The organism is Arthrobacter sp. C2 (assembly GCA_024207135.1).
GTDB lineage: Bacteria > Actinomycetota > Actinomycetes > Actinomycetales > Micrococcaceae > Paeniglutamicibacter.
Map to the genome: position 1 here is coordinate 3,450,749 of CP042428.1, position 22,403 is coordinate 3,473,151.

General features: G+C 68.2%; 19 protein-coding genes and 1 riboswitch. Of the genes, 10 read left to right on the forward strand and 9 right to left on the reverse strand.

What is annotated here, in order from left to right:
- Positions 1-26: 26 nt before the first annotated feature.
- The 4 genes from FPY90_RS15905 to FPY90_RS15920 form a co-directional block, all read right to left on the reverse strand.
- Positions 27-1,049: an LLM class flavin-dependent oxidoreductase gene (locus FPY90_RS15905; RefSeq protein WP_498682059.1), complete on the reverse strand. Its 1,023-nt coding sequence runs from the start codon at positions 1,047-1,049 to the stop codon at positions 27-29.
- A 45-nt stretch (positions 1,050-1,094) separates the two neighbouring features.
- Positions 1,095-2,054: a PLP-dependent cysteine synthase family protein gene (locus FPY90_RS15910; protein ID WP_498682061.1), complete on the reverse strand. Its 960-nt coding sequence runs from the start codon at positions 2,052-2,054 to the stop codon at positions 1,095-1,097.
- On the reverse strand, positions 2,051-2,992 hold the full coding sequence (locus FPY90_RS15915) for a ketopantoate reductase family protein (RefSeq protein ID WP_498682062.1): 942 nt from the start codon (positions 2,990-2,992) through the stop codon (positions 2,051-2,053). Before FPY90_RS15915 ends, FPY90_RS15910 begins: the two co-directional genes overlap by 4 nt.
- 83 nt (positions 2,993-3,075) lie before the next feature.
- Positions 3,076-3,735, reverse strand: a complete 660-nt coding sequence (locus FPY90_RS15920) for a LysE family translocator (RefSeq protein WP_498682064.1) — start codon at positions 3,733-3,735, stop codon at positions 3,076-3,078.
- Positions 3,736-3,774: 39 nt separating this feature from the next.
- On the opposite strand from FPY90_RS15920, the gene FPY90_RS15925 reads away from it, so the two are divergent.
- The gene (locus tag FPY90_RS15925) at positions 3,775-4,287 is read left to right on the forward strand and encodes an Lrp/AsnC family transcriptional regulator (protein ID WP_498682065.1); all 513 of its coding nucleotides are present in this window, start codon (positions 3,775-3,777) and stop codon (positions 4,285-4,287) included.
- Between the two features lie 44 nt (positions 4,288-4,331).
- Here the strand turns inward: FPY90_RS15925 and FPY90_RS15930 are convergent, their stop codons facing one another.
- Positions 4,332-5,507 (reverse strand): MFS transporter, encoded by a 1,176-nt coding sequence (locus FPY90_RS15930; protein ID WP_498682066.1) that lies wholly within the window; start codon positions 5,505-5,507, stop codon positions 4,332-4,334.
- Between the two features lie 209 nt (positions 5,508-5,716).
- Between FPY90_RS15930 and FPY90_RS15935 the strand changes: the two genes are divergently transcribed.
- Together FPY90_RS15935 and FPY90_RS15940 are read left to right on the forward strand one after the other, a co-directional pair.
- Positions 5,717-7,030: an MFS transporter gene (locus tag FPY90_RS15935; RefSeq protein ID WP_498682068.1), complete on the forward strand. Its 1,314-nt coding sequence runs from the start codon at positions 5,717-5,719 to the stop codon at positions 7,028-7,030.
- The gene (locus FPY90_RS15940; RefSeq protein WP_071214730.1) at positions 7,027-7,707 is read left to right on the forward strand and encodes a FadR/GntR family transcriptional regulator; all 681 of its coding nucleotides are present in this window, start codon (positions 7,027-7,029) and stop codon (positions 7,705-7,707) included. The genes FPY90_RS15935 and FPY90_RS15940 overlap by 4 nt, the downstream gene beginning before the upstream one ends.
- 79 nt (positions 7,708-7,786) lie before the next feature.
- Here FPY90_RS15940 and FPY90_RS15945 read toward each other — a convergent pair whose 3' ends face one another.
- On the reverse strand, positions 7,787-9,448 hold the full coding sequence (locus tag FPY90_RS15945) for a calcineurin-like phosphoesterase C-terminal domain-containing protein (protein ID WP_498682070.1): 1,662 nt from the start codon (positions 9,446-9,448) through the stop codon (positions 7,787-7,789).
- A gap of 573 nt (positions 9,449-10,021) precedes the next feature.
- Here FPY90_RS15945 and FPY90_RS15950 point away from each other — a divergent pair.
- Positions 10,022-10,849 (forward strand): shikimate 5-dehydrogenase, encoded by an 828-nt coding sequence (locus tag FPY90_RS15950; protein WP_498682072.1) that lies wholly within the window; start codon positions 10,022-10,024, stop codon positions 10,847-10,849.
- A 69-nt stretch (positions 10,850-10,918) separates the two neighbouring features.
- On the opposite strand, the gene FPY90_RS15955 is transcribed toward FPY90_RS15950, so the two are convergent.
- Positions 10,919-12,121, reverse strand: a complete 1,203-nt coding sequence (locus tag FPY90_RS15955; protein WP_498682074.1) for an MFS transporter — start codon at positions 12,119-12,121, stop codon at positions 10,919-10,921.
- Positions 12,122-12,280: 159 nt separating this feature from the next.
- Positions 12,281-12,541, reverse strand: a complete 261-nt coding sequence (locus FPY90_RS15960) for a hypothetical protein (protein ID WP_498682075.1) — start codon at positions 12,539-12,541, stop codon at positions 12,281-12,283.
- Between the two features lie 320 nt (positions 12,542-12,861).
- Positions 12,862-12,957: riboswitch (SAM riboswitch) on the forward strand.
- 155 nt (positions 12,958-13,112) lie between these two features.
- On the opposite strand from FPY90_RS15960, the gene FPY90_RS15965 reads away from it, so the two are divergent.
- Entirely contained in the window at positions 13,113-14,351 is a 1,239-nt protein-coding gene (locus FPY90_RS15965) for an acyl-CoA dehydrogenase family protein (protein WP_498682076.1), read from the forward strand.
- 21 nt (positions 14,352-14,372) lie between these two features.
- On the opposite strand, the gene FPY90_RS15970 is transcribed toward FPY90_RS15965, so the two are convergent.
- The gene (locus FPY90_RS15970; protein WP_498682077.1) at positions 14,373-15,170 is read right to left on the reverse strand and encodes a GNAT family N-acetyltransferase; all 798 of its coding nucleotides are present in this window, start codon (positions 15,168-15,170) and stop codon (positions 14,373-14,375) included.
- A gap of 296 nt (positions 15,171-15,466) precedes the next feature.
- Here FPY90_RS15970 and FPY90_RS15975 point away from each other — a divergent pair, with 296 nt between their 5' ends.
- The 5 genes from FPY90_RS15975 (at position 15,467) to FPY90_RS15995 (ending at position 22,387) form a co-directional block, all read left to right on the forward strand.
- Complete coding sequence (locus FPY90_RS15975; RefSeq protein ID WP_307580146.1) at positions 15,467-16,966, forward strand: helix-turn-helix transcriptional regulator; 1,500 nt, start codon at positions 15,467-15,469, stop codon at positions 16,964-16,966.
- 107 nt (positions 16,967-17,073) lie between these two features.
- Positions 17,074-17,970 carry a universal stress protein gene (locus FPY90_RS15980; protein WP_498682079.1) on the forward strand — a complete coding sequence of 299 codons (897 nt, stop codon included), beginning with the start codon at positions 17,074-17,076 and terminating at the stop codon, positions 17,968-17,970.
- A 19-nt stretch (positions 17,971-17,989) separates the two neighbouring features.
- Complete coding sequence (pdxR, locus tag FPY90_RS15985) at positions 17,990-19,501, forward strand: MocR-like pyridoxine biosynthesis transcription factor PdxR (protein ID WP_498682082.1); 1,512 nt, start codon at positions 17,990-17,992, stop codon at positions 19,499-19,501.
- A gap of 155 nt (positions 19,502-19,656) precedes the next feature.
- The gene (alr, locus tag FPY90_RS15990) at positions 19,657-20,838 is read left to right on the forward strand and encodes an alanine racemase (RefSeq protein WP_498682085.1); all 1,182 of its coding nucleotides are present in this window, start codon (positions 19,657-19,659) and stop codon (positions 20,836-20,838) included.
- Between the two features lie 157 nt (positions 20,839-20,995).
- Positions 20,996-22,387, forward strand: coding sequence for an aspartate aminotransferase family protein (locus FPY90_RS15995; RefSeq protein WP_498682087.1), 1,392 nt, complete (start codon positions 20,996-20,998; stop codon positions 22,385-22,387).
- Positions 22,388-22,403 lie beyond the last annotated feature (16 nt).

The window sequence follows — 22,403 nt, forward strand, 5'->3', positions numbered from 1 at the left end:
CTCGGCCCCGCGCGCCGGCGGCGGGATCAGCGCCAGCCCAGTAGTGGCGCCACGTGGGTGAGGATCGCTTCGATCACGTGGGCGTTGTACTCGACGCCGAGCTGGTTCGGGACCGTGAGCAGCAGGGTGTCCGCTGCGGCAATCGCCTCGTCCTGGGCCAGTTTCTTGGCCAGCTCGTCGGGTTCCCCGGCGTAGGACTTGCCGAAGACCGCGCGCGTCTTCGCATCGATGTTGCCGATCTGGTCGGAACTGTGGCGGTCGCGTCCGAAGTACTGCCAGTCCCGCTCTTCCGTCAGCGCGAAGATGCTGCGGCTGACCGAGACCCGCGGCTCGCGCTGGTGGCCGGCTTCCTTCCACGCTTGGCGGTAGAGCTCGATCTGCTCGGCCTGCTGGACGTGGAAGGGCTTGCCGGATTCGTCGTCCTTGAGTGTGGAGCTTTGCAGGTTCATGCCCAGCTTCGCGGCCCACACGGCCGTCGCATTGGAGCCGGAGCCCCACCAGATGCGTTCGCGCAGGCCCACCGAATGCGGTTCCACGCGCAGCAGACCTGGAGGGTTGGGGAACATCGGGTTCGGGCTCGGTTCCGCGAAGCCCTCGCCCGTGAGCACCTCGAGCAGGCGTTCGGTGTGCCGCCGGCCCATGTCCGCGTCGGACTCGCCGTCGGCGGGGGAGAAGCCGAAGTGGCGCCACCCGTCGATGACCTGCTCGGGCGAACCACGGCTAATGCCCAGCTGCAGCCGTCCGCCCGAGATCAGGTCGGCGGCGCCGGCATCCTCCGCCATGTAAAGCGGGTTCTCGTAGCGCATGTCGATCACCCCGGTGCCGATCTCGATGCGGCTGGTCCGCGCCCCGATCGCGGCGAGCAGGGGAAACGGGGACGCGTGCTGCGCGGCGAAGTGGTGGACGCGGAAGTAGGCGCCGTCCGCGCCGAGCTCCTCGGCCGCCACCGCGAGGTCGATGGCCTGCAGCAGCGCGTCGGACGCATTTCGCGTGGCCGAGGACGGGTGGTCGGTCCAGTGGCCGAATGACAAAAATCCGATGTTCTTCACAACGGTGGCCAACGCGCCGGGGGCGGATCGTATTCCACCCGGGGTCTACAGGGCGGCTCCGGGTTCAAAGAGGTCGCCGGCCAGGTATTTCAGTCCGGTGTCGCAGGTGACGGTCGCAACGGTGTGCCCTGGCCCAAGCTCCGCGGCGAGCCGGAGGGCGCCGGCGATATTCAGGGCGCTTGACGTGCCCGCGAAGATGCCCTCCCTGCGGGCGAGCGGCAGTGCCAAGCTCCTGGCGTCTTCCTCATCGATGGCAAGCACCCGGTCGTAGAGGCCGCGGGCGAGCAACGGCGGGACGATGCCCGTCGCAATGCCTTCAACATGGTGGGGTCCGGCGTGCCCGGCGCTGAGCATCGGGGACGCCGTGGGTTCCAGGGCGGTGATGGTGGCATCCGGGGCGTGCACTTTCAGAGTTCGGGAAACCCCCGCCAACAGGCCCGCGGTGCCGACCGCGGCGCAAAACGCGTCCACGGCCACCCCGTCGTGGCGCGTCTGCCGCAGCAGCTCCAGCGCGAGCTCGTCGTAGCCGGCCAGGGCGTCCGTGTTGTGGAATTGGTCGGTCCAGTAGGCGTTTTCGTCGATCACGATGCGCTTCAGGACCTCGCGCATGCGGTCGAACAGTTCCGGGGTGATCAGGCCGTTGTCGCTGGGCACGACCACCACCTCGGCGCCGAACGCGCGCATGGTGCGCAGCTTCTCCTGCGAAAAGGTGTCCGAGCTGACGATGGTGCACGGGTAGCCCTTGACCGCGCACACGTAGGCCAGGGAAGAGCCGGTGCTGCCGCCGGAATATTCCACGACCCGTTGTCCCGGTCTGAGGTCCCCGCGCCGCTCGGCTTCCGAAATGATCGCCAGGGCCATGCGGTCCTTGTAGCTGCCGGTCGGGTTCCCGGCCTCGATCTTGACAATCACCTCGGCGGATCCGGGTGGCACGAGGTGCTGCAGCCGCACCACCGGGGTGTTGCCGATGGTGGCCAGGGTGGAGCTGGAGATCCCGGTGCTCATGCCGAAGCCTCCTGCGCCGAGGCATGGGCCCGGGCCGCTGCCCGGTGATGCGTGCGCAGCTGGAGCAGGGCCGCATCCAGCAGCGGCGCGGAGACACCGAGGGTACTGGCGCGGGCGGCGAGGTCGCCCAGGATGTGCTCGGCCTCAAGCGGATCGCCATGCTCCAGGTCCCGATAGAGCGACGAGGTGAAGCCGGAACCCGGTTCGGTGAGCAACGCCAGCGACTGGGCGTGGCCCGGCCCGCTGACCGGATGGCCGGAGGCGGCGGCGACCTGCTCGCATTCGTCGATGGCGTCCAATATCGACGTTTCGCCTCCGGCGGCCAGGATGTCGCCAACGGTTCCGCGGAACAGGCACGTGATCACGCCGGCAGCGGCGATGAACACCCACTTCTCCCAGAGCCTGGCGGTGATGTCGTCAGCGACCTGCAGGCCGATCCCGGCCGTGTCGAGGGCCCGGACGATCTGCTCCGGGACGGTGCCGCCGCGGGGGTCCCCGATCGACAGGGTGCTCAGTTCGGTCATCTGCACGACGGTTGAATCCTCGTCGAGAGTCGCCACGATCTTCACCAGGCCCCCGAGCACCTGGCCCGGGAACGCATCTTCCAAGGCCTCCAGGTGGGCCATTCCGTTGAGCAGCGGCAGGAGGCGGGTGCCCGGCCCGACCGCGGGTTTCAGCGCGGGGATGACCGCGGGCAATGCAGGTGCCTTGACGGCGAGCACGACGAGGTCGAAGGGCGCACTGTCGGCCAGGTCGGTCACGGCGCGCACGCGGTGCCTGGTGGCGGTATCCGGGGCGCGGAAGCGAAGCCCGTTTTCACGGAGCTCGGCGGCGCGTCGCTCGCGGACGAGGAACGTCACGTCTTGTCCGGCGTCGAGCAGTCGCGCCCCGAGGGCACCGCCCGTCGCGCCGGCTCCGACGATGAGTATGCGGGTCATGGTGGCCTTGTTCCTTTCGCGGGACCGGGAGGGACCCGGTCCGCCCTTGTCGAATGATGCGGCATGAGGTGTGGCTGGCAGTCTCACGAACCGATTCCGGCCAGGTCGGTCATGGTGGTCGCGAGCAGTCCCGCGCCGATGGCCAGCAACACCACGCCGCCGAGCAGCGTGACGACGCGATCCGCGGTCGGCGACCGGTGGAAGCCGAAGATGCGCACCAGGGCGATGGCCGCGGACCACCACAATCCGGCGCCGATGACAACGCTCGCGCACAGCACGAGTGTACGCAGATCCGCGTCGTCGCCGCGCCCGATGAACTGGGGCAGGACCGCGGCGAAGAACAGCAGCGCCTTCGGATTCGTGGCATTTGTGGCGAATCCGCGGGCATACCCGCCCCTTGTTGCGGGTTTCGCGGCGGACGGGGCCCGGGCATCCGCCCGGCGGGAGCGGAGCATCGCCGTCCCCATCCACAGCAGCACGCCGGCACCGAGCAGCTGCACGAGACTCAGCGCACCGGGCTTGGCCGCCAGCAGGGCGGTCGCCCCGGCGACGGCGAGCACCGCGTGCAGCGCCAGTCCGGTGACGACGCCCGCCGCCGTCGAGGCGCCCTCCCGCACACCGCGGGTCGCCGACTGCACCACGAGAACGAGGTCGGGGCCCGGCACGGCCAGGGCCACCAGCAGCGCGAGAATGAACGTCATCCAGGTTTCCACGCCCATGAGCACCTCCCTGTCATCGAGCAATGAACCCACTGTAAACAGGTGATTCGCTAGACTCGGGCCATGGACGAATTGACGAGGAAATTGAATCGGATCCCCGAACTTGATGCGGTTGATTGGGCAATCCTCGAATTGCTGCAGGTTGATGCGACCATGCCGAACAAGGACATCGCGGCCCGGGTCGGTGTGGCTCCGAGCACCGCCCTGGAGCGGATCCGGCGCATGCGGCGCAATGGCACCATCGTCGCCACCCGGGCCCACGTGCTCCCGAGCCTGCTCGGGCGGGGAGAGCAGGCGTTCCTGGGCATCCAGATCCGTCCGCATGCCCGCGACACGGCCAACGACTTCGTCCAGAAAGCCCTCGCGCTGCCCGAGACCCTTGCGCTGTACAACGTCAGCGGTTCCGAGGATTACCTGCTCCACGTCGCGGTGGCCAACAGCACCGAACTACAGAACCTCATCATCGACAAGATCCTCGCCCTGCCCCAGGTCGCGCATTGCCGAACCCAACTCATCTTCGGTGAGCCGTGGGTTGCCCCGTTGCGCCGCCGCCCGGCACGGGCGACGGAGGACTGAAGGGGAGGGCCTGCCGGCACAAATGCGGTGCGCCCCGCGGGGGCTTATTGCCGCCCCGAGAGCCGCACGGCCAACAGCGAGCCGATGGTGAAGGCCAGGGTCGCGGCAAGCACCAGGAACAGCGGCATGGTCCAGGATCCGGTGGCGCCGTTCAGCCACCCGGCCAGCGGCGGGGCGCAGGTGGCCGCGAGGTATCCGCTGCCCTGGATGCGGGCCGACGCGGTTGCCACGTCGGCATTGTTGTGGGCGACCCGGGGGATGATCGAGAAGATCGCCGTGAACCCGCCGCCCTGGGCCACCCCGCCGATGAGGGCCCAGAGCACGAAATGCTCGGGGGCGGCAAGGAGTCCGATCGGCAGCGCGGCCCAGCACAGGGCGATGACGGCCGTGGCGATCCAGAGTTTTGTGCGGGAGGCCAGCAACGGAACGCCGAACGCCCCGACGACGGCCGCAATCTGGAAGAGGGAAGCCGTTGCGCCGGAGGAGGCCGGAGCCAGTCCGCGGGTGTCGGCCAGCAGCAGGGGCAGCCAAGCGGTCGTGGCGTAGTAGGCGGCGGACTGGCCGCAGAAGGCCAGGACCAGCAGCCCGACGACGCGCCGGAAGCGGGTCCGGTCGGCCGATCCGCGTGCGGTGGCGGCCAGTGCGCCGGGCCCGTCGGACAACGCGGGCGCCGGCGATGCCGCGGCCTCGCGGGGCGTGGGTGCAAAACGCCCGCGTCGTTGCCGCAGCAGCCAATAGGCCAGTCCAGCGGCGGTCACCACGCCCCACGCCGCGATCGCCCAGCGCCAGCCAACAAGGGCCGCCAGCGGCGCGGTGCCCAGCAACGTGGCCATGGAGCCGATGTTCATGGTGGCCGAATAGGCGCCGGTGGCGGCGGAGATCCGGTTGAACGGGACATCCCGGCGGATCAGCACGGGGACAGCGATGTTCCCCAGGGTCATGGCCGCACCGATCAACACGGTTCCGGCCAGGACCACCGGTGCCGGTCCGATCGAGCGGATGACGGTTCCGGCCAGCACCCCGGCCAGGCACAGGATGATAGTGGCCTCGGGCCCGAACCGGCGGATGCTTCGGGTGGCCAGCGGTGTGGCGAGTGCAAACAGCAGCACGGGCAACCCGGTCAGCAGCCCGGCCCCGATCGCGCTGAGCCCGGTGTCGGCGGTGATGCCGGGGATCACCGCGGTGGGGGCGATGATCGGAGCACGCAGGCTCAAGGCCACGACCACTATGCCGGCGATGACCCATGGCAGGGTCGTGCGCGGTGAAGGACGGGGATGCGTGGCGGGCTCCTCTGAATCGCGGAGGTGGAGCGCAAAGTGGTGCGCGGGGTGCTGCCGCCAGCCTATCGGAGCCCGGTGCCGGTCATGCCGGATTGTTGGGAAGGGCACGAAATTCGTCGCAACAAACATCAGACGTCTAATGTTTAAACATGAATTCAGAGAGCACCCGCCAACCCTCCGCCCCGCCGCAGGCCATGGAGGATGTCGCCGCCGAAATGGTGGCGGCGGAGGCCGCGGTGGGTGCCCCGGTGCCGCCAACGGCCCCCGCAAGGCGGAATCGCTGGTTTTCCGGGGCCCTGGCGGTGGCGGCCGTGGTGCTGGTGGGACTGAACCTGCGCGCCGGGATCGCCTCCGCGGCGCCGCTCTTCCACGACCTTGAGGAACTGCTGGGTTACGGCACGCTGGTGGCCTCGCTGCTGCCGACCATCCCGGTGTTGTGTTTCGCCTTCGCCGGCGCGGGGACCGCCTGGCTGGTCAAGCGCACCGGACTCGAACGTGCCATCGGCGTGGCCCTGCTGCTGCTCACCCTGGGCCTGGCCGTGCGTGCCTTCGAATCCACCTGGCTGCTGCTGGCCGGAACCGTGCTCGGCATGTCAGGGCTGGCCATCTGCAACGTGGCCATGCCCTCCTTCATCCGCGAGCACCACGCGCACCGGACCGCTTCGATGACCGCGACCTACACCGTCACCATGTCGGTGGGTGCGACCAGCGCCGCGGCCTTCAGCGTGCCGATTGCCGCGCGGCTGGGATCCCCGACCCTCGGGCTGGCCGCCTGGGCGGTCCCCGCCGCCCTGGCGCTGCTGGTGTTCCTGCCGCTGGCCATCCGGGGGAGCCGCGCAGACGGACCGGCGGGGCCGCACGTTTCCCCGTGGCCCATGCTTGCCACGCGCAAGGGCATGCTGTTCACCTCGGTCTTCGCCGTGCAGGCATTGCTGGTCTACACCCTGCTGAGCTGGTTGCCGCACATCCTCATCTCGCGCGGCTCCGACCCCGCCACCGCCGGCTTCATGCTGGGGCTGGTCCAGGCCGTCAGCATTCCGACGGTCCTGCTCTTGCTGTGGATGGCCTCGAAACCACGGCTCTTGCGCCCCGCCTTCGTCCTGACCTGCGGGTCTGCCACTGCCGGGTTCACCGCACTTCTGCTGCTCCCGGTCGAATTTTCCGTGGTCCCCGCGGTGCTCACCGGGCTGGGGCTGGGCATCTTCCCGCTGTTGATGCTGATGATCAGCCGCAGCGGCGAGAGTGCGGCCGAAACCACCGCGCTGTCGACCTTGGCCCAGTCCGTCGGGTACCTGGTCGCCGCCGCCGGCCCGTTCGGGCTCGGCTTGTTGCAGGGGGTCCTGGGGTCCTGGACGGTTCCGCTGGTCATCCTCGTCGGGGTCACCCTGGTGCAGTTCTTCCTGGGATACCGGCTCGGCGGAATCGGACGGAAGCAAGGCACCCCGGTGGAGGTGCGGGCATGAGCACCCCCGGCGTGAGGCTTCCACTGGCCGACGAGGTGGTTGCCCGGCTGCGCGAGGCCGTCGCGTCGGGCCGCTGGGCCGTGGGAGCGAAAATCCCTTCCGAACCCGAACTCATCGCCGAATTCGGTGTCTCCCGCGGAACCCTGCGCGAGGCGGTCAAGGCGCTGGCCCACGCCGGCTTGTTCGAGGTGCTGCGCGGGGACGGGACCTACGTGCGGGCCACCAGCGAAATCAGCGGCACCGCCCAGCGGGTCTATCGCGAGCACGCGGACGAGGACGTGCTGCAGGTGCGTTTCGCCCTGGACACGCAGGCCGCCCGGCTTGCCGCAGGCGCGGCCGACGCCGCGGTGGTCGAGGTCCTGCGTGCGCTGCTGCTGCAACGGCGCGAAAGCTGGGATGCCGGGGACTACGAGGCATGGTCGTCCGCGGACTGGGAATTCCACCTGCGCATCGCCGAAGCCTCCGGAAACACGCTGTTGCACGAACTCTACGAAAGCTTCGGGGACGTCTTCCACGGGACGAAGATGGTGCAGCGGCTCGAGGCCGGCTTTGACGGTTGCCTGGCCGCCGGGCACGAGGAGTTGCTCGAGGCGATCGAGGCAGGGGACGGAGATGCCGCCGTGCGCACAGTCATCGCGAACCTCGACTATTGCATGGGCTGGATGCCCGGAAGATAGCTGCACAAGCGACGGCGGTGCGCCGCGGCCGCAAAGCCGTGACGCACCGCCATCGTGTTTGGACGCGTGAACCGAGGAGTTACTCGGTGACCTCGAAGGCCAGGGTCTCGCTGAATTCGCGGCCGTGCACGTCGGTCGCTGTGACTTCGGCGGTGTGTTCTCCGACGGCGAGGCCCGGGGGCAGCGCCAGGCGCCACAGGTGCATCGACCTGTCTGCCAAGCCGCCGCCGTGGACGAACTGCTCCGCAATGGCAACGGGATCGGAGTACTCGGAGCCGACCAGCGGGGTTTCGCCACGTAGCTGCTGGGTCCGCGATGCAACCAGCGGCTCGTCGCCGTCGATTTCGACCTCGACCGTGGAACCGGTCGAACCCATCCAGAAGTTGGTCGTCAGCCAGGCCTGGCCCGCCAGATCGGCCCGGGATACCGCCATCGGGCTTTCCAGTTCCGGAGCCGACCCGCGCGGCACGGAGATGTTGTCCGCGTACCAGGCCCGGTACTTCGGGGTGTTCAGGCCCACTGACATCTGCTCGGATCCGTCGCCGCCGCGGACAGTGAACCGTTCGGTGACCTCCGTGTTCTTGATGTCGAGGGTCAGCACGCCGGGCGGGGTGCCGTCGCGCTGGACGGATGTCGGGTAACCCCCATCGAGGACCCGGCCGCCGTACCAATGGCCCGACACCGCGGGCACGGTCAGGTGCGTGAACGGCAGGCCCGCCTCGCCCACTTCGTCGCGCCATCCGGCCATCAGGTCGCCCTTGCGCAGGTTTTCCGCCATGTGCGTGTGCCCGCCCAGCGAGACGACCTCGCGGCCCTCAAGGATCTCGTAGATCTCCTGCAGCTGCTTCGTGGTGTGGGAGTTGCTGTAGTAGAACTCGAGCAGCGGGCTGTGGCCGGCCAGCAGGATCACCTTGTTCTTCGGGACCTTCGCGATGTCGGCGCGCAACCATTCGAGCTGGCGCTCGCCGAGCCCGTAGGTGTAGTCGCCCTTCTTCGCGGGCACCTTCGTCGGGTATTCGATGTTGCTCAGGGCCACCACATGGGCCTTGCCGGCGTCGTAGGAGTAGTACTCCGGCCCGAACTGTGCGCGGTAGGAGTCGAACTCGTGCTCGCCGTCGAGCGCATCGAAGTCCAGATCATGGTTGCCGGGCAGGAACCGCGCCGGGCCATTGAGCATGGAGGTCAGTTCGCGGGTCTGGGTGAAGACCGAGAGGTCGTCGCCGACCACGTCCCCGATGAAGAGCGCACCGCAGCCCGCGTAGTCCTGGCGTTCGGCGAGGTCCGCGAACACGCCGTTGCGGGCGAATTCGACCTCCTTCTCGTTGTACGTCTGGATATCGGCGCCGATGGCACAGTGCTGCTCGGGAGACTGGGTGAGCTTGCTATGGGCCAGCGGGAAGTTCACCGCCTCCGGCAGGGCACCGGTGGGTGCGATCCCGCCGAACTTCAGCTTCGGGGAGCCCGCGGGCAGGTGGTTGTAGAAGAACTGGGCGACATTGTGCTCATCGACCGGGACCTGGTAGCCGCGCGGCTGGGTGACGAAAACCGTCATGTTCTCAAAGGCGGGCAGCTCGTAGCGGCCGTTCGAGTCCGTCGTGGCGATATCGCGACCGTTGGATACGGCCACGCCATTGAGACCCCGTTCGTTGCCGTCAAGAACGGAGTTCTTGTTCGAATCGTCGAAAACGACGCCTTTGAGTGATTCCTGGTTGCTGGTGCCGTTGGATTCAACAACGTCCACGGAGCCGCGGTAGGCATTTGCGTCCCAGTCGCTCTGGGCTGGCGCGGCTCCGGCGGACGAGGGTAGCAGTGTGCCTGCAACGAGAACGGCAGCGGTTCCTACAATGATGCCGAGCGGCCGGGTGGGGAGTTTTTTGGGCGGTTGGGTGGACGTGGGCATGACGTACCTCCGGTTTGGGGAAACCAGCCGGCTATATTGCCGACCGTCACCAACTTTCCAAACGCCGATGAATGGAAAGCCGCCATTGGGGTTCGGCATGAGGTCAAGCCCGTGAAGACTTGCCCAACGGCTGACCAACAAGGCAAAACGCAAAGTTCAGGTGCGGTAGGTGTGGTCTTTTCCTTCGGGAAATGACCAGTGGCGGGCAAGGGGGTGCGCGGCGGACCGGAAGTCCCTGACGACGGCATCGAGCGCGGCCGACAGCTATTCGTGCTTCACATGAGTTGGTCTTGTTCGTTGTCAGCGCTCGCAGTTTGCTGCTCCAGGTTCCCGTTCAGGGCCGACTGTTGCCTCGGACCGTTTTTCTGGACGTCCAGAAAATTGGGGCCGTGGCTGCCGGAATAGACTCGGGGCATGCCGATACTGAACAAGGACATGACGCTTTGCATCTCGCTGGCGGCGCGGCCCAGCAACAACGGGACGCTGTTCCACAACCACCTCTATGACCAGTTGGGACTTAACTGGATCTACAAGGCTTTCGCCCCGACCGACCTGGCCCAGGCCATCTCCGGCGTCCGTGGGCTGGGCATCCGCGGTGCCGCAGTATCCATGCCCTACAAGGAAGCGGTGATCCCGCTCGTAGACCACTTGGCCCCGTCGGCGGCGGCCATCAAGTCGGTGAACACCATCGTCAACGACAACGGGATCCTCACCGCCCACAACACCGACTACTCGGCGGTCGTTGAACTGCTGAGTATCCACAACGTTTCCCCTGCACTGCGGACCGTGGTGCGGGGTTCCGGCGGGATGGCCAAGGCAGTGGTGGCGGCGCTGGCGCACTCCGGGTTTGGCGACGTCGTGGTGGTGGCCCGCAACGAGGCGGCAGGACGGAACCTGGCCGAGACCTACGGCTTCACGTGGGCGCCCGAAGCCGCCGAAAGCGCGGAATTGTTGGTCAATGTCACCCCTATCGGGATGGCGGGCGGCGCGGAGGCGGACCAGATGCCGTTCTCGCCGGAGCAAGTGGCCACCGCGCAGGCGGTGTTTGACGTGGTTGCCGTCCCGACGGAAACGCAGTTGATTTGCGCGGCACGCACTGCGGGAAATCCGGTCGTGACAGGCGTCGATGTTTCAACATTGCAGGCCGTGGAGCAATTCGTGCTCTACACGGGCATCCGGCCCACCGCGGAACAGATCCGAGCGGCACGCGAATTCATGCTGGCGCCGACACCTCGCGCCTGACGCCGGAGCTTGCGGGCAGGGAACCTCGGTAACGGGCACTGGGCGAAACCCCGGAAATCCCCGCGGTGGTTATCCCGGGGTTGTGCGATTCGCGTGTCGGCGGGTCCATGCGGCATGGCCGATCGTCGCGGCGATTGTCAGCACCACGCTGGCCAGCAGGCCGAATCCGAAGATAGCGGCATAGGAACCTGCCTCGGCCAGTGTTGCCGTGGCAAAGTTTCCCAGCGAGCCGCCCAGGAACAGCGATGCGGCGAACAGCGATACCGTCGTCGCGCGGGCCTGCGGTGCCACGTCCGTGGCCCAGCCCTGCATGGACGAGTGCATGACCGCGTTGGCCACGCCTATCAGAGTCGCCGTCACGGTGACCACCGCCGGGACCGGCCAGAGCATGGAGATCCCGCAGGCCAGCGCCAACACCGCGCCGCCGGCAAGGATCAGCCGGGTCCGGGAGAAGCGATGCACCAGGACCTTCATCGCGCGTGCCCCGAGAATGACGCCGACTGCATAGCCGGTGGCCAACAGCCCGGCCAACCCGATGCCCACGCCGGCGTGCTGCAGCGCCGGCACGATGTAGGTCAGGGCGCCGAGCAACACTGTGCCTTCCAGCAGGGCAATGGCATAGAGGCCAACCGCGGCGGGAGTGAAGGCTCGCCGCAGCCGGAACCGGCCTCGCACCGCCGGAGGAGCTTCCACCCTTGCCAGCGCCACCAGTATTGCCGCGGCCCCGAGGGCGGGAAGCCCGAAGACCAACCGCCAATCCACAAAGGTTGCAACGGCTCCGGCACCCAAAGTGGCCAAGGTTGCCCCGAGTGAGGAATAGATCTGCAGGTCCGAGAGTCCCCGTGCGCGGTCCGTCCCCTTCCGGGTGTCGCCCAGCAGCGTCAGCAGGGTCGGATAGAGCGCGCCGAACATGAAACCGGTGATTGAACGGACCACGAGCAACGGCAGGTATGCCATGAACAAGGTGCTCGTGACGGCTCCGACCGCGGCCCCGGCCAGCGCCAGCCGCAGCACCGCCAACCGGCCGAATCGGTCGCTGAGCAAGCCCCAGAGCGGTTGTCCAAGCGCGTAGAACAGCGAATAGGCGGCAACCAGCTGGACTGCCTGGGCCAGGGTGAGTTCGGTGACCGTGGCCAGGGCGACGAGCATCGGCGGGGTGGCGAAGCGGTCAAAAAATGCCAGGAAGCCGATGGACCTGAGCACCGGGTCGGGTATCGTCCCGGCCTCGACAGCGGATTCCTTGGCCACGTAGGCGTTCGCCACCTTCCCCACTCGTTCCCTTGCTATATGTAACCAGACGGGTGAAGCAGGGGTTGCCTTCGTGACGAGTCGAGGTAAACACCAAGCGCAGGAAACCATGAAGGTGGATTCCTGCGCTTGGGTTGATCAAATATGGCTGTGGATCAGCGGACCGGATTCCTGGCCGCGTTCTCAGCGTCCGAGCAACCGGCCCAGAAAACGGCGAACCCCGCCGCGGGAGCCCAAATGTCCCTCGAGCTCCCAAGGGCCCGCGGCCTCGTCGGACAACCGGCCGTCCTCGCCGTAAAGCAGGTGCTTGGTGCCAGGACCGGGGATCTGGGCACCGGCGAGATTCGGAAGGCCGGGGCTTGACGCCGAACCGTGCAGGGATGCCGGTCCCATCCGTGATGTCCTGCCCTGGACGCTTTCCGGGCGGGGGAATATCTTTTTCATCGTCATCACCGGGTCCTTTGTCGGTACCTCAATTCTAGTTTTCTTCCCCGGCCCGGGGCAGGAAATCCGACAACATCTTTTGGCCGTCGAAGTGCACGTTCCCTGGGGACACGCATCCGATGCACATGACTGGCCCCGTTCCACGTTGGTGTCGAAAGATCACGGTTTCTTGCGGTTGATGACGCGTTGCCCCTGGCGAATGTCCGCCGGGGCAGGACCCAGAACGCGGGAAGTGCCCCATGTGACCCCAGAAGTCCGTGTTTGGTCCGCATGTGACGGACGGGTTCCGCCGGATCATGTCGGCTGCTTGAATCAAGGGGTACCCATCCAGAGCGGCCGAGAGACCTGGCTTGTCGACGCCGCAGCAAATCCACTCAGCAATGAGTGGATAGTGCTTCCGCCAGGATCGATGGAGATCGCGCAACTTCCCCTTCGGCCGGCAGTGCAGTGCCCGCTGGGAGGCGTTCATGTCGAATTCCATCCCCAACGCCGAAGGTGCCTGTAGGTTCGCGCCTCACACCGGAATCCCAACCACTTCGATCGATTTGCCGACACGACCAGGAGCCAAGCCATGACCACGACGTATCTGAACCGCAGCCGGCTAGAAGAGCTCTCGGCACGCTTCGCACCGCTCTTCGAACAGATTGCCGCCGGTGCCTCGGAGCGCGACAGCAGCCACTCTCTTCCCCGCGAACAGGTGGCGGGGTTGGCCGCTGCCGGGTTCGGCGCGGTGCGCGTGCCCGAATCCCACGGCGGGGCAGGGGCCACACTGCCCGAACTCTTCGAGCTGCTGACCGAACTGGCGGCGGCGGACCCGAACATCACCCAGGCGCTGCGCGCGCACTTCGCCTTCGTGGAGGACCGGCTCGTTGCCGCACCCGGCGCGGAACGCGACATCTGGCTGGCGCGCTTCGCCGCCGGCGAGCTGGTCGGCAACTCCTGGACCGAGATCGGGACCGTCACCGTGGGAGAGGTGAACACCAAGGTTAGCCCCGATGGCAAAGGCGGGTTCGTGGTCAACGGGACCAAGTACTACTCGACCGGGTCGATCTACGCCGACTGGATCGACACCTACGCCCAGCGCACGGACACCGGAACCAGGGTCATCGCGGCGATCAACGCCCACCAGCCCGGCGTGCAGCTCGCGGACGACTGGGACGGATTCGGCCAGCGCACCACCGGCACCGGAACCTCCACGTTCACCGATGCCGTCGTTTCCGCCGAGAACCTCATCGAATTCGACACCCGGTTCAAGTACCAGACGGCGTTCTACCAGGAGGTGCTGCTCGCGGCGCTGGCCGGAACGGCGCGCGCCGTGGAACGCGAGTTCGCCGCGGAGCTTGCCGCGCGCAAGCGCACCTTCAGCCACGCGGCCGCCGAGGTGGCGGGGCAGGATCCGCAGTTGCTGCAAATCGTCGGAGAGGTGTCTGCCGCGGCATTCGTCGCTTCCGGAGCGGTGGAACGCGTGGCCGCTTCCCTGCAGCGTGCCTACGAAACCGCCGTCGGGCTCCACTCCGGGGATGTCACCGAGCAGGAGGACGAGTCAGCCAACGATGCAGCGGAACTTGCCTCGGCGCAGGCCCAAGTGGCACTCACCCCGCTGGTGCTCAACGCGGTGACCCACGCCTTTGACGCGCTGGCGGCATCGGCCACCAGCACCGCCAAGAACCTGGACCGGCACTGGCGCAACGCCCGCACGGCCGGCAACCACAACCCCTGGGTCTACAAGGCCAGGCTGGTCGGGGACCATGCGGTCAACGGTGCGGTGCTGCCGCGGGTCTGGGCCATCGGGGCGTCGAAAAAGGAGTAGTCGGGCGGCGGGTCTTCGGGCTTAGCGCGACCAGTTGTAGGGCGTGGTTGTCGAGACCTTGAGCATGCCGGAGCGTTCCAGGATGGGCCTGGAATACTCCGTCGAATCGCTGTGGGCCAGCGTCTTGCCCGCCGCCAGTGCCGAGCGGGCCCGGGCCGCCGTCAGCGCACGGTAGATGCCGCGCCCGCGGTAATCCGCGAGGGTGGCACCGCCCCAGATGCCCGCGAAGTCGGTGTTCGGCACGGGCTCGAGCCGGCCGGCGCCAACCATGCGCCCGTCGGTTTCGGCGACCCACAGCTCCATGCCGTCGTTGCGCGCCAGGCGCGAGATGAGTGCTTCGGCAAGCCGGGTCTCGGCGGGGTCGCCGAAGGCTTCCTGGGCCATCGCGCTCATGGCGCGGACATCGGCATCGCTGCTGATCCGCCGCAACGCCACCCCTGCGGGCATGGGGACGTCGGTGCACAGGCACTCGAGGGCCCCGATCATGATCGACTCGGGCTCGTCGGGCAGGAAGCCGTGCGCCAGCAACGCCTCGTGCAACCCCGGGGCGCGGTCGTGGCCGCGGCTCTTCCACTCGACGCGGGTGATATCGGGATCGGCGCGGAAGTGGTCCAGCGCCTGGCCAACGAGTGCCGCGATGCGGCGCCCGTCCAGGTCCCCCAGGTCGCGGTAGGTGATGAAACCACGCCCGCCGGCGAAAGTCACCAGTCGCAGGGGGCCCAGCAGGTCGACCCGGATCGCGCTGGGTGTCTCGGCGTCCGTGCGGAGCTGGCCGTCGTAGGCTTCGAGGTATTTCGCAAGTGCGCTCACCGGTTTCATGCTGTCAGTGCGGAAGGGCCGCCGCAACCCCCTCCAGGGTCCGTACGGTGGCCCGACATCCCAGAGGAGTGGCATCGGCCGGAGGAACCGCGAGGCAAAAATCCGCGGCCGCCGGCAGCGCGGAACCGTCCGTCCACCGCGCGGGACCCGGACGCATTGGGGGTGGCTCGCGGAACGCCGTTCCGGCAGGTGGCCCGCGACAAGAATTGCCCGAAACCTGCCTTTTGGCGTTTACTTCACCTCCCGATCGGGAAAAATGCTGGGAAGATCCCCGTTTCTTCGCGTACCCTGAAAATGTGAGCACCCCCACATGGAACCGGCCCGCAGCGCCGGAAAAGAGCATCCTGTCCCCGGAAGACGCCGAAGAACTGGACATCATTTCCCTGGGACGGCGGATTCGCCACCTGCGCAAGGCCAAGGCGATGACCCTCGACGATCTCTCGGCGGCCGTGGGGACGGCGCCCAGCCAGCTCTCGCTGATGGAAAACGGGAAGCGCGAACCCAAGCTGAGCATGCTCAAGTCGCTGGCTTCGGTCTTCGGCGTGGGGCTCGAGGAACTGCTCGGGGCCGAGCCGCCCACCAAGCGGGCGGCCCTGGAGATCGAACTCGAGCGTGCCCAGCGCGGCCCGCTCTACCAGGCGCTGGGGTTGCCCAAGGTGCGCATTTCCTCGCGGCTGCCCATGGACGTGCTCGAATCCCTGGTCGGGTTGCAGGGCGAGCTGGAACGCCGGCTCAACGAGCAATCCGCAACGCCCGAGGAAGCCCGGCGCGCCAATGCCGAGCTGCGCGGGGAAATGCGCGAGCGCAACAACTACTACCCGGAGATCGAGAAGGAAGCGGCCAAGGTGCTCAAGGCCATCGGCCACGCCACCGGACCGCTCTCGCACCACGAGGTCGCGGACATCGCCTCGCACCTGGGCTTCTCGCTGCACAACGTCTCGGACCTGCCGCACTCCACCCGCTCGGTCACCGACCTGAAGAACATGCGGGTCTACCTCACCCAGTCCCAGCGTTCCGAGCATTCGACCCGCTCGGTGCTGCTGCAGGCCTTCGGCCACCACGTGCTGGGCCACGCCACTCCGGGGGACTACGCCGAGTTCCTGCGCCAGCGCGTGGCCACCAACTACTTCGCTGCCTCCTTGATGATGCCGGAAAAGGCCACGGTGGAATTCCTGCAGCGCGCCAAGAGCGCCCGCGAGCTCGCAGTCGAGGACATCCGGGACGCCTTCGCGGTGTCCTACGAGACCGCGGCCCACCGCTTCACCAACCTGGCCACCGAGCACCTGGGCATCACGGTGCACTTCCAGAAGGTGCACGAATCCGGCATCATCCACAAGGCCTACGAGAACGACGGGGTGAACTTCCCGATGGACCACATCGGCGCCATCGAAGGCCAGTCGGTCTGCCGTCACTGGACCAGCCGCGAGGTCTTCGACGTGGCCGACCAGTTCAGCGCCTACAACCAATACACAGACACGGTCGCCGGCACGTTCTGGTGCACCGCGCGGACCGAGCGCTCAACCACCGGGAAGTTCTCGCTGAGCATCGGGGTGCCGTACGTGCACGTGAAGTGGTTCCGCGGGCGCGACACCACCGAGCGCTCCATCTCCACCTGCCCGGACGAATCGTGCTGCCGGCGCCCGCCGCTGGAACTCCAGAAGCAATGGGCCGGGCAGGCCTGGCCCAGCGCCCGCGCCCAGACCCACCTGCTGGCGGCCATGCCGCAGGGGGCCTTCCCCGGCGTGGACGAGACCGAGGTGTATTCCTTCCTGGCCCAGCACTCCGGCGACAAGTAGTGCCCCGCGTCACACAATCGTCATGCTTTCCGCCCGCCGGGCATTGCTGGTAGGTATAGGGAGCACGCAGCACCGCCTGCCGAACTCCCACCGAAGGGGCCACTGAAATGAAGTATGTCGTCGGATGCCTTGCGGACAAGCGCGGCCGCGAGGCGATCTCGCTGGCCCTGGCCCTGTCCAAATCGCTGGCCGCGCCGACGCATGCCGAACTCGAGCTGGTCCACATCATCCGCGGGGCCGCGCCCGAGGACGCGGGATCGCACAGCGAACGCGTCTACCAGCAGTTCCTGCAGCAGTCCGCGCAGAAGTGGATGGACCGCGCGCTGGCCCTGGTCCCCTCGAGCATGGCCGCGCGCACCCACATCCGTTTTGCCGACTCGATGGCCGAGGGCCTGCTCGAGGCCGTCTCCGCGTTCAAGGCGGACCTGGTGGTGGTGGGCGCCGCCAGCCACGGGCCGTTCCGCCGCTTCACCGTCGGATCCGTGGCCAACGCGCTGCTGCATTCCTCCCCGGTGCCCGTGGCCCTGGCACCCTCCGGGTACCTGCCGCCGCGGGAAATCACCCGGATCACCTGCGCCCTGGGCACCCGCACGGGCGCCGACTCGGTGCTGGAGGTCGCCGTGGATTCCGCCGCGATCCGCCACGTGCCGCTGCGGCTGATCTCCCTGGTGGCACTGGACGGGGAGTCAAGCCACGCCGACGCCGGGCAGTGGGCCCGCGCGCATGCCGCCGCGACGCTGGAACGCGCCATCGAAGGGGTGCGGGCCCGCACCATCGTCACCGCCGACGTGGCGCAGGGGAAGTCCACGGAGGCGGCCATCGACTCCCTGGACTGGGACGAGTCGGAAATCGTGATGATCGGTTCCTCCCGCCTGGCCGAACGCAGCCGGATCTTCCTGGGATCCACCGCCAACAAGATGCTGCGCGCGCTGCCGGTGCCCATGGTCGTGGTTCCGCGCTTCCACGTCCCGGTCCCGGCGGCCGGCCGGCCGGGACGCATCTAGGGCCGCGCCCGCACCACCCATGACGCCACCGAACCCGCACCTGCCCCCGCCGCGCCACGCGCTGGTCCGCGCCCCGATCGCGGTCAGCTCGGATTCCGGGGAGCCGCTCTACCGGCAGCTGCGCCAGGCCCTGGAGCACCAGATCCTCTCCGGCTCGCTGGTGCCCAACCTGCCGCTGCCCTCCTCCCGGGAACTGGCCCGGGAACTGGGACTCTCGCGCAACACCGTGAATGCCGCCTACCAGGAAATGCTCGCCTCGGGCATCATCGAGTCCCACTCGCGGCGCGGCTACTTCATCAACACCCAGATGCTGCGCAAGGTGGCCCCGGAGTCCGCCCTGGCCCCCGCCGCGGGCTCGACGGTGGACTGGTCCCGGCACATCCGTCCCCGCCAGGACGCCGGGATGCCGGAGATCACCAAGGTCCGCGACTGGTCCAGCTACCCCTACCCGTTCGTGGCCGGGCAGGTCGACGAGCGGGACTTCCCGCGGCTGGGCTGGTCCCGGGCACTGCGTGACGCCTTGGACCCGCCGCACCTGTTCTACTCGCTGCGCGACTCGGTCGACGAGGACGACCCGTTCCTGGTCGAGGTCCTGTGCAAGCAGGTGCTTCCGGCCCGCGGCATCCTGGCCCGGCCCGAGAACATCCTCATCACCGCCGGCTCCCAGCAGGGCCTGGACCTGCTGGCCCAAACCATGATGGGCACCAACACCCTGGTGGGCGTCGAAAACCCCGGGTACGTCGATGCGCGGCACACCTTTGCCCGCACCGGGGCGACGCTGCGCCCGCTGAAGGTGGACGAGCACGGGCTTCTCCCGCCCGCATCCCTGGGCGAACTGGATTTGCTCTACCTGACCCCCAGCCACCACAGCCCCACCAACGTCACGCTCTCGGGATCCCGGCGCCGGCAGATCCTCGACGGCACCCGGGAAACCGGGGCGCTGGTCATCGAGGACGACTACGACTCCGAGTTCCGCTACCGCGGCAAGCCCACCCCGGCGCTCAAGGCGCTGCCGGACTCCGAACACGTCATCTACCTGGGCTCCTTCACCAAGTTCCTGGCCCCGGGGCTGCGCATGGGCTACCTGGTGGCCGAGGCCGAGCTGGTCACCGAGCTGCGCAACCAGCGCCGCTACAAGATCCGCCACATCCCGGGCCACCCGCAGCGGGCCATGGCCCTGCTGATCGAATCCGGGCAGTACCACCGCACGATTTCCCGGCGCCGAACCCAGCTGGCGCGCAAGTGGCAGGTGCTCGTCGAGGCACTGGAGGAGTTCGTGCCGTGGAAGATCACCGCGCCCCCGGGCGGGGTGAGCATCTGGATCCGCGGACCCGAAGGCCTGGACTGCGTCGCGCTGGCGGCCGCGGCCCTGGAGGCCGGGATCGTGATCGAGCGCGGGGACGTGTTCTTCGACGACCCGGAAGCCAACCGCAACCACTTCCGCCTGGGCTTCGCCGCGATTTCCCTCGAGGCCATCCGCCCCGGCATCAAGGAACTGGGCCGGGTCATCGCCGCCCAGGACGGGCGGTAGCACGCCGCACCGCGGTGGACCCAAGGAAGCGCCCCCGATCTGGATCTGGGCCGGGCGCCGCAGGTGGTCAACAGTAGTCAGTAGCGCCGGGCGAGCTTTCCAACGCCCGGAACCAGCAGCCACGGCAATTCGCCTCAGAGACAAGGGAGCCTCCGATGGAACACCTCAGCACGCTCGAAAACGCCGCCGCATCCACCTACCGGAACGCCGACGGGTTCGTCCCGCAACGCGCGGCCTACATCGAGACCGCCGCGATCACCGCCAACGTGCGGGCCCTGCGCGAGGTCGCCAACGGCGCCAAGGTCCTGGCCGTGCTCAAGGCCGACGGCTACGGGCACGGCATCGTACCCGCGGCCCGGGCGGCGTTGGAGGGCGGCGCCGACTACCTGGGCACCGCGGTGCTCGAGGAGGCCTTTGCGGTGCGCGCCGCCGGGATCACCGCCCCGCTCTTCTCCTGGCTGTCGGCACCCGGTGCGCCCTACGGCCGGGCCATCACCGAGGACGTCGAACTGGCCGCATACTCGCTGGGGCAGCTGCGGGAAATCGCGGGTGCCGGCGACCGGGTCGGCGCCGTGCCGCGGATCCACCTGAAGATCGACACCGGGATGTGGCGCGGCGGGGCCACGCCCGAGGACTGGCCCGGGCTCTGTGCCGCGGCCCGGGAGCTCGAGGCCGAAGGCAGGATCCGGGTGCTGGGCATCTGGTCCCACCTGGCCTGCGCGGACGAGCCGGGGCACCCATCGCTTCCCGCGCAGCTGGAGGTCTTCAGGCAGGCGATCGCCACGGCCCGCGCCCTGGGGCTGGAGCCGGAGCTCTGCCACATAGCCAACTCCGCCGCGACCCTCGCAAGCCCCGAGGCGCATTTCGACATGGTCCGCCCCGGCCTGGCCGTCTACGGGGTGAACCCGCTGGCCGAGGCGGACCGCGGGAACGGTCCGGCGTTGCGCCCGGCCATGAGCCTGGGCGCGGCGGTCGTGCAAACCAAGCGCGCACCGGCCGGCGCCGGGGTTTCCTACGGGCACACCGAATCCACCGCACGGCAGACCACGCTGGCGGTGGTGCCGCTGGGCTACGCCGATGGGGTCTTCCGCGCCGCCAGCTCCGCGGGCCCGGTGCTGATCGGGAGCGGCACCTACCGGGTGCTGGGCCGGGTCTGCATGGACCAGTTCGTGGTCGACGTGGGCGATGACGCTGTCGCGGCCGGGGATGTCGCGCTGCTTTTTGGCCCCGGGGACTCCGGGGAACCGCACGTGGAGGCGTGGGCCGCGGCCGCCGGGACCATTCCCTACGAGGTGCTGACCCGCATCGGGTCCAGGGTGCCGCGAATCTACCTGTAGGTAGGTAACTGGTACCTAAAAAGGGACGCCAATTTGGGTCTGGGAAAGGACCCAGACAGCGGGCAGAGTGATACACACCACAGCAAGTCATTGGTGGCGAGGACCGCAGCGAGGTTGCTTCGGGTCCTGTCAGGAAAACTTTGAATGGAGGGGTCTCGTGACCAACTCAGATATCCGCAATCGTGCACAGCGGCATCTCTACCCGCACTTCACCACCGGCCAGGTGTGGAACGACCCGAACCTGCCGATCATCACCAGGGGCGAGGGAAGCTACCTCTTCGACGAAGACGGCAACAAGTTCCTGGACGGATTGGCCGGACTCTTCTGCGCCAACATCGGCCACGGACGCCAGGACATCCCGAAGGCCGCGTACGAGCAGATGTCCAAGCTGGCCTACTGGACCAACTGGGGCTCGGCCCACCCGGCCGCCGTCGACGCCGCCACCGCCATCGCCGACCTCGCCCCCGGCGACCTGGACGTCGTGTTCTTCGTGAACTCCGGCTCCGAGGCCGTCGAGTCGGCCATCAAGTTCGCCCGCCAGTACCACCGCAGCCAGGGGCAGCCCGAGCGCACCAAGATCATCGCCCGCGACATGGCCTACCACGGCACCACCCTCGGCGCCCTGGCCGTCACCGGCATCCCGGCCTACAAGGAAGCCTTCGGCACGCTGATGCCCGGGGTCTTCCACGTCCCGAACACCCTGGGCGAGGTCGTCCCGGAAGGCGGCAGCGCAGCGGACCTGCCCTCCGTGCAGGCCATCCGCGAGGTCATTGCCCGCGAAGGAGCCCACACCATCGCCGCGCTCTTCGCCGAGCCGGTGCAGAACTCCCGCGGCGCCCTGGTCCCGCCGGCGGGCTACTGGCAGGAACTGCGCTCCATCTGCGACGAGCACGGCATCCTGCTGGTCGCCGACGAGGTCATCACCGGCTTCGGCCGCCTCGGCGAGTGGTTCGGCAGCATCAAGTACGGCGTCGTCCCTGACATGATCACCTTCGCCAAGGGCTCGACCTCCGGCTACGCACCGCTGGGCGGGGTCATCATCCGCAAGCCGCTGGCCGATTCCATGCTCGCCTCCCCGCTGGCCGGGGTCTTCACCCACGGCGCCACCTGGGGCGGGCACCCGGTGGCCACTGCCACCGCCGTCGCCAACCTGACCGCGCTGAAGGAAGAAAACGTCGTGGGCAACGTGCGCAGCCTCGAACCGTACTTCCAGAACGGGCTGGACCGGATCCTCTCGGCGCACGACGGCATCAAGGAATACCGCGGCACCGGATTCTTCTACTCCATCGAGCTCATGGGCAGCCGCAGCGAGGGCCGCGAACTGACCGCGGACGAGTCCAAGGCGCTGCTCACCCGGGTCATGCCGCAGGCCATGCGCGAGGTCAACCTCATCACCCGCCCGGACAACCGCGGCGCGACGATGCTGGTGCTCTCCCCGCCGCTGGTCGCCGACCAGGACGTGCTCGACGACCTGCTGAACAAGGTCGACCACGTCATGGGCGCGGTGGACAACTACCTCAAGGCCCCCGCCGCACTGGCCTCGGTCTAGGAACCCGGAAACAGGA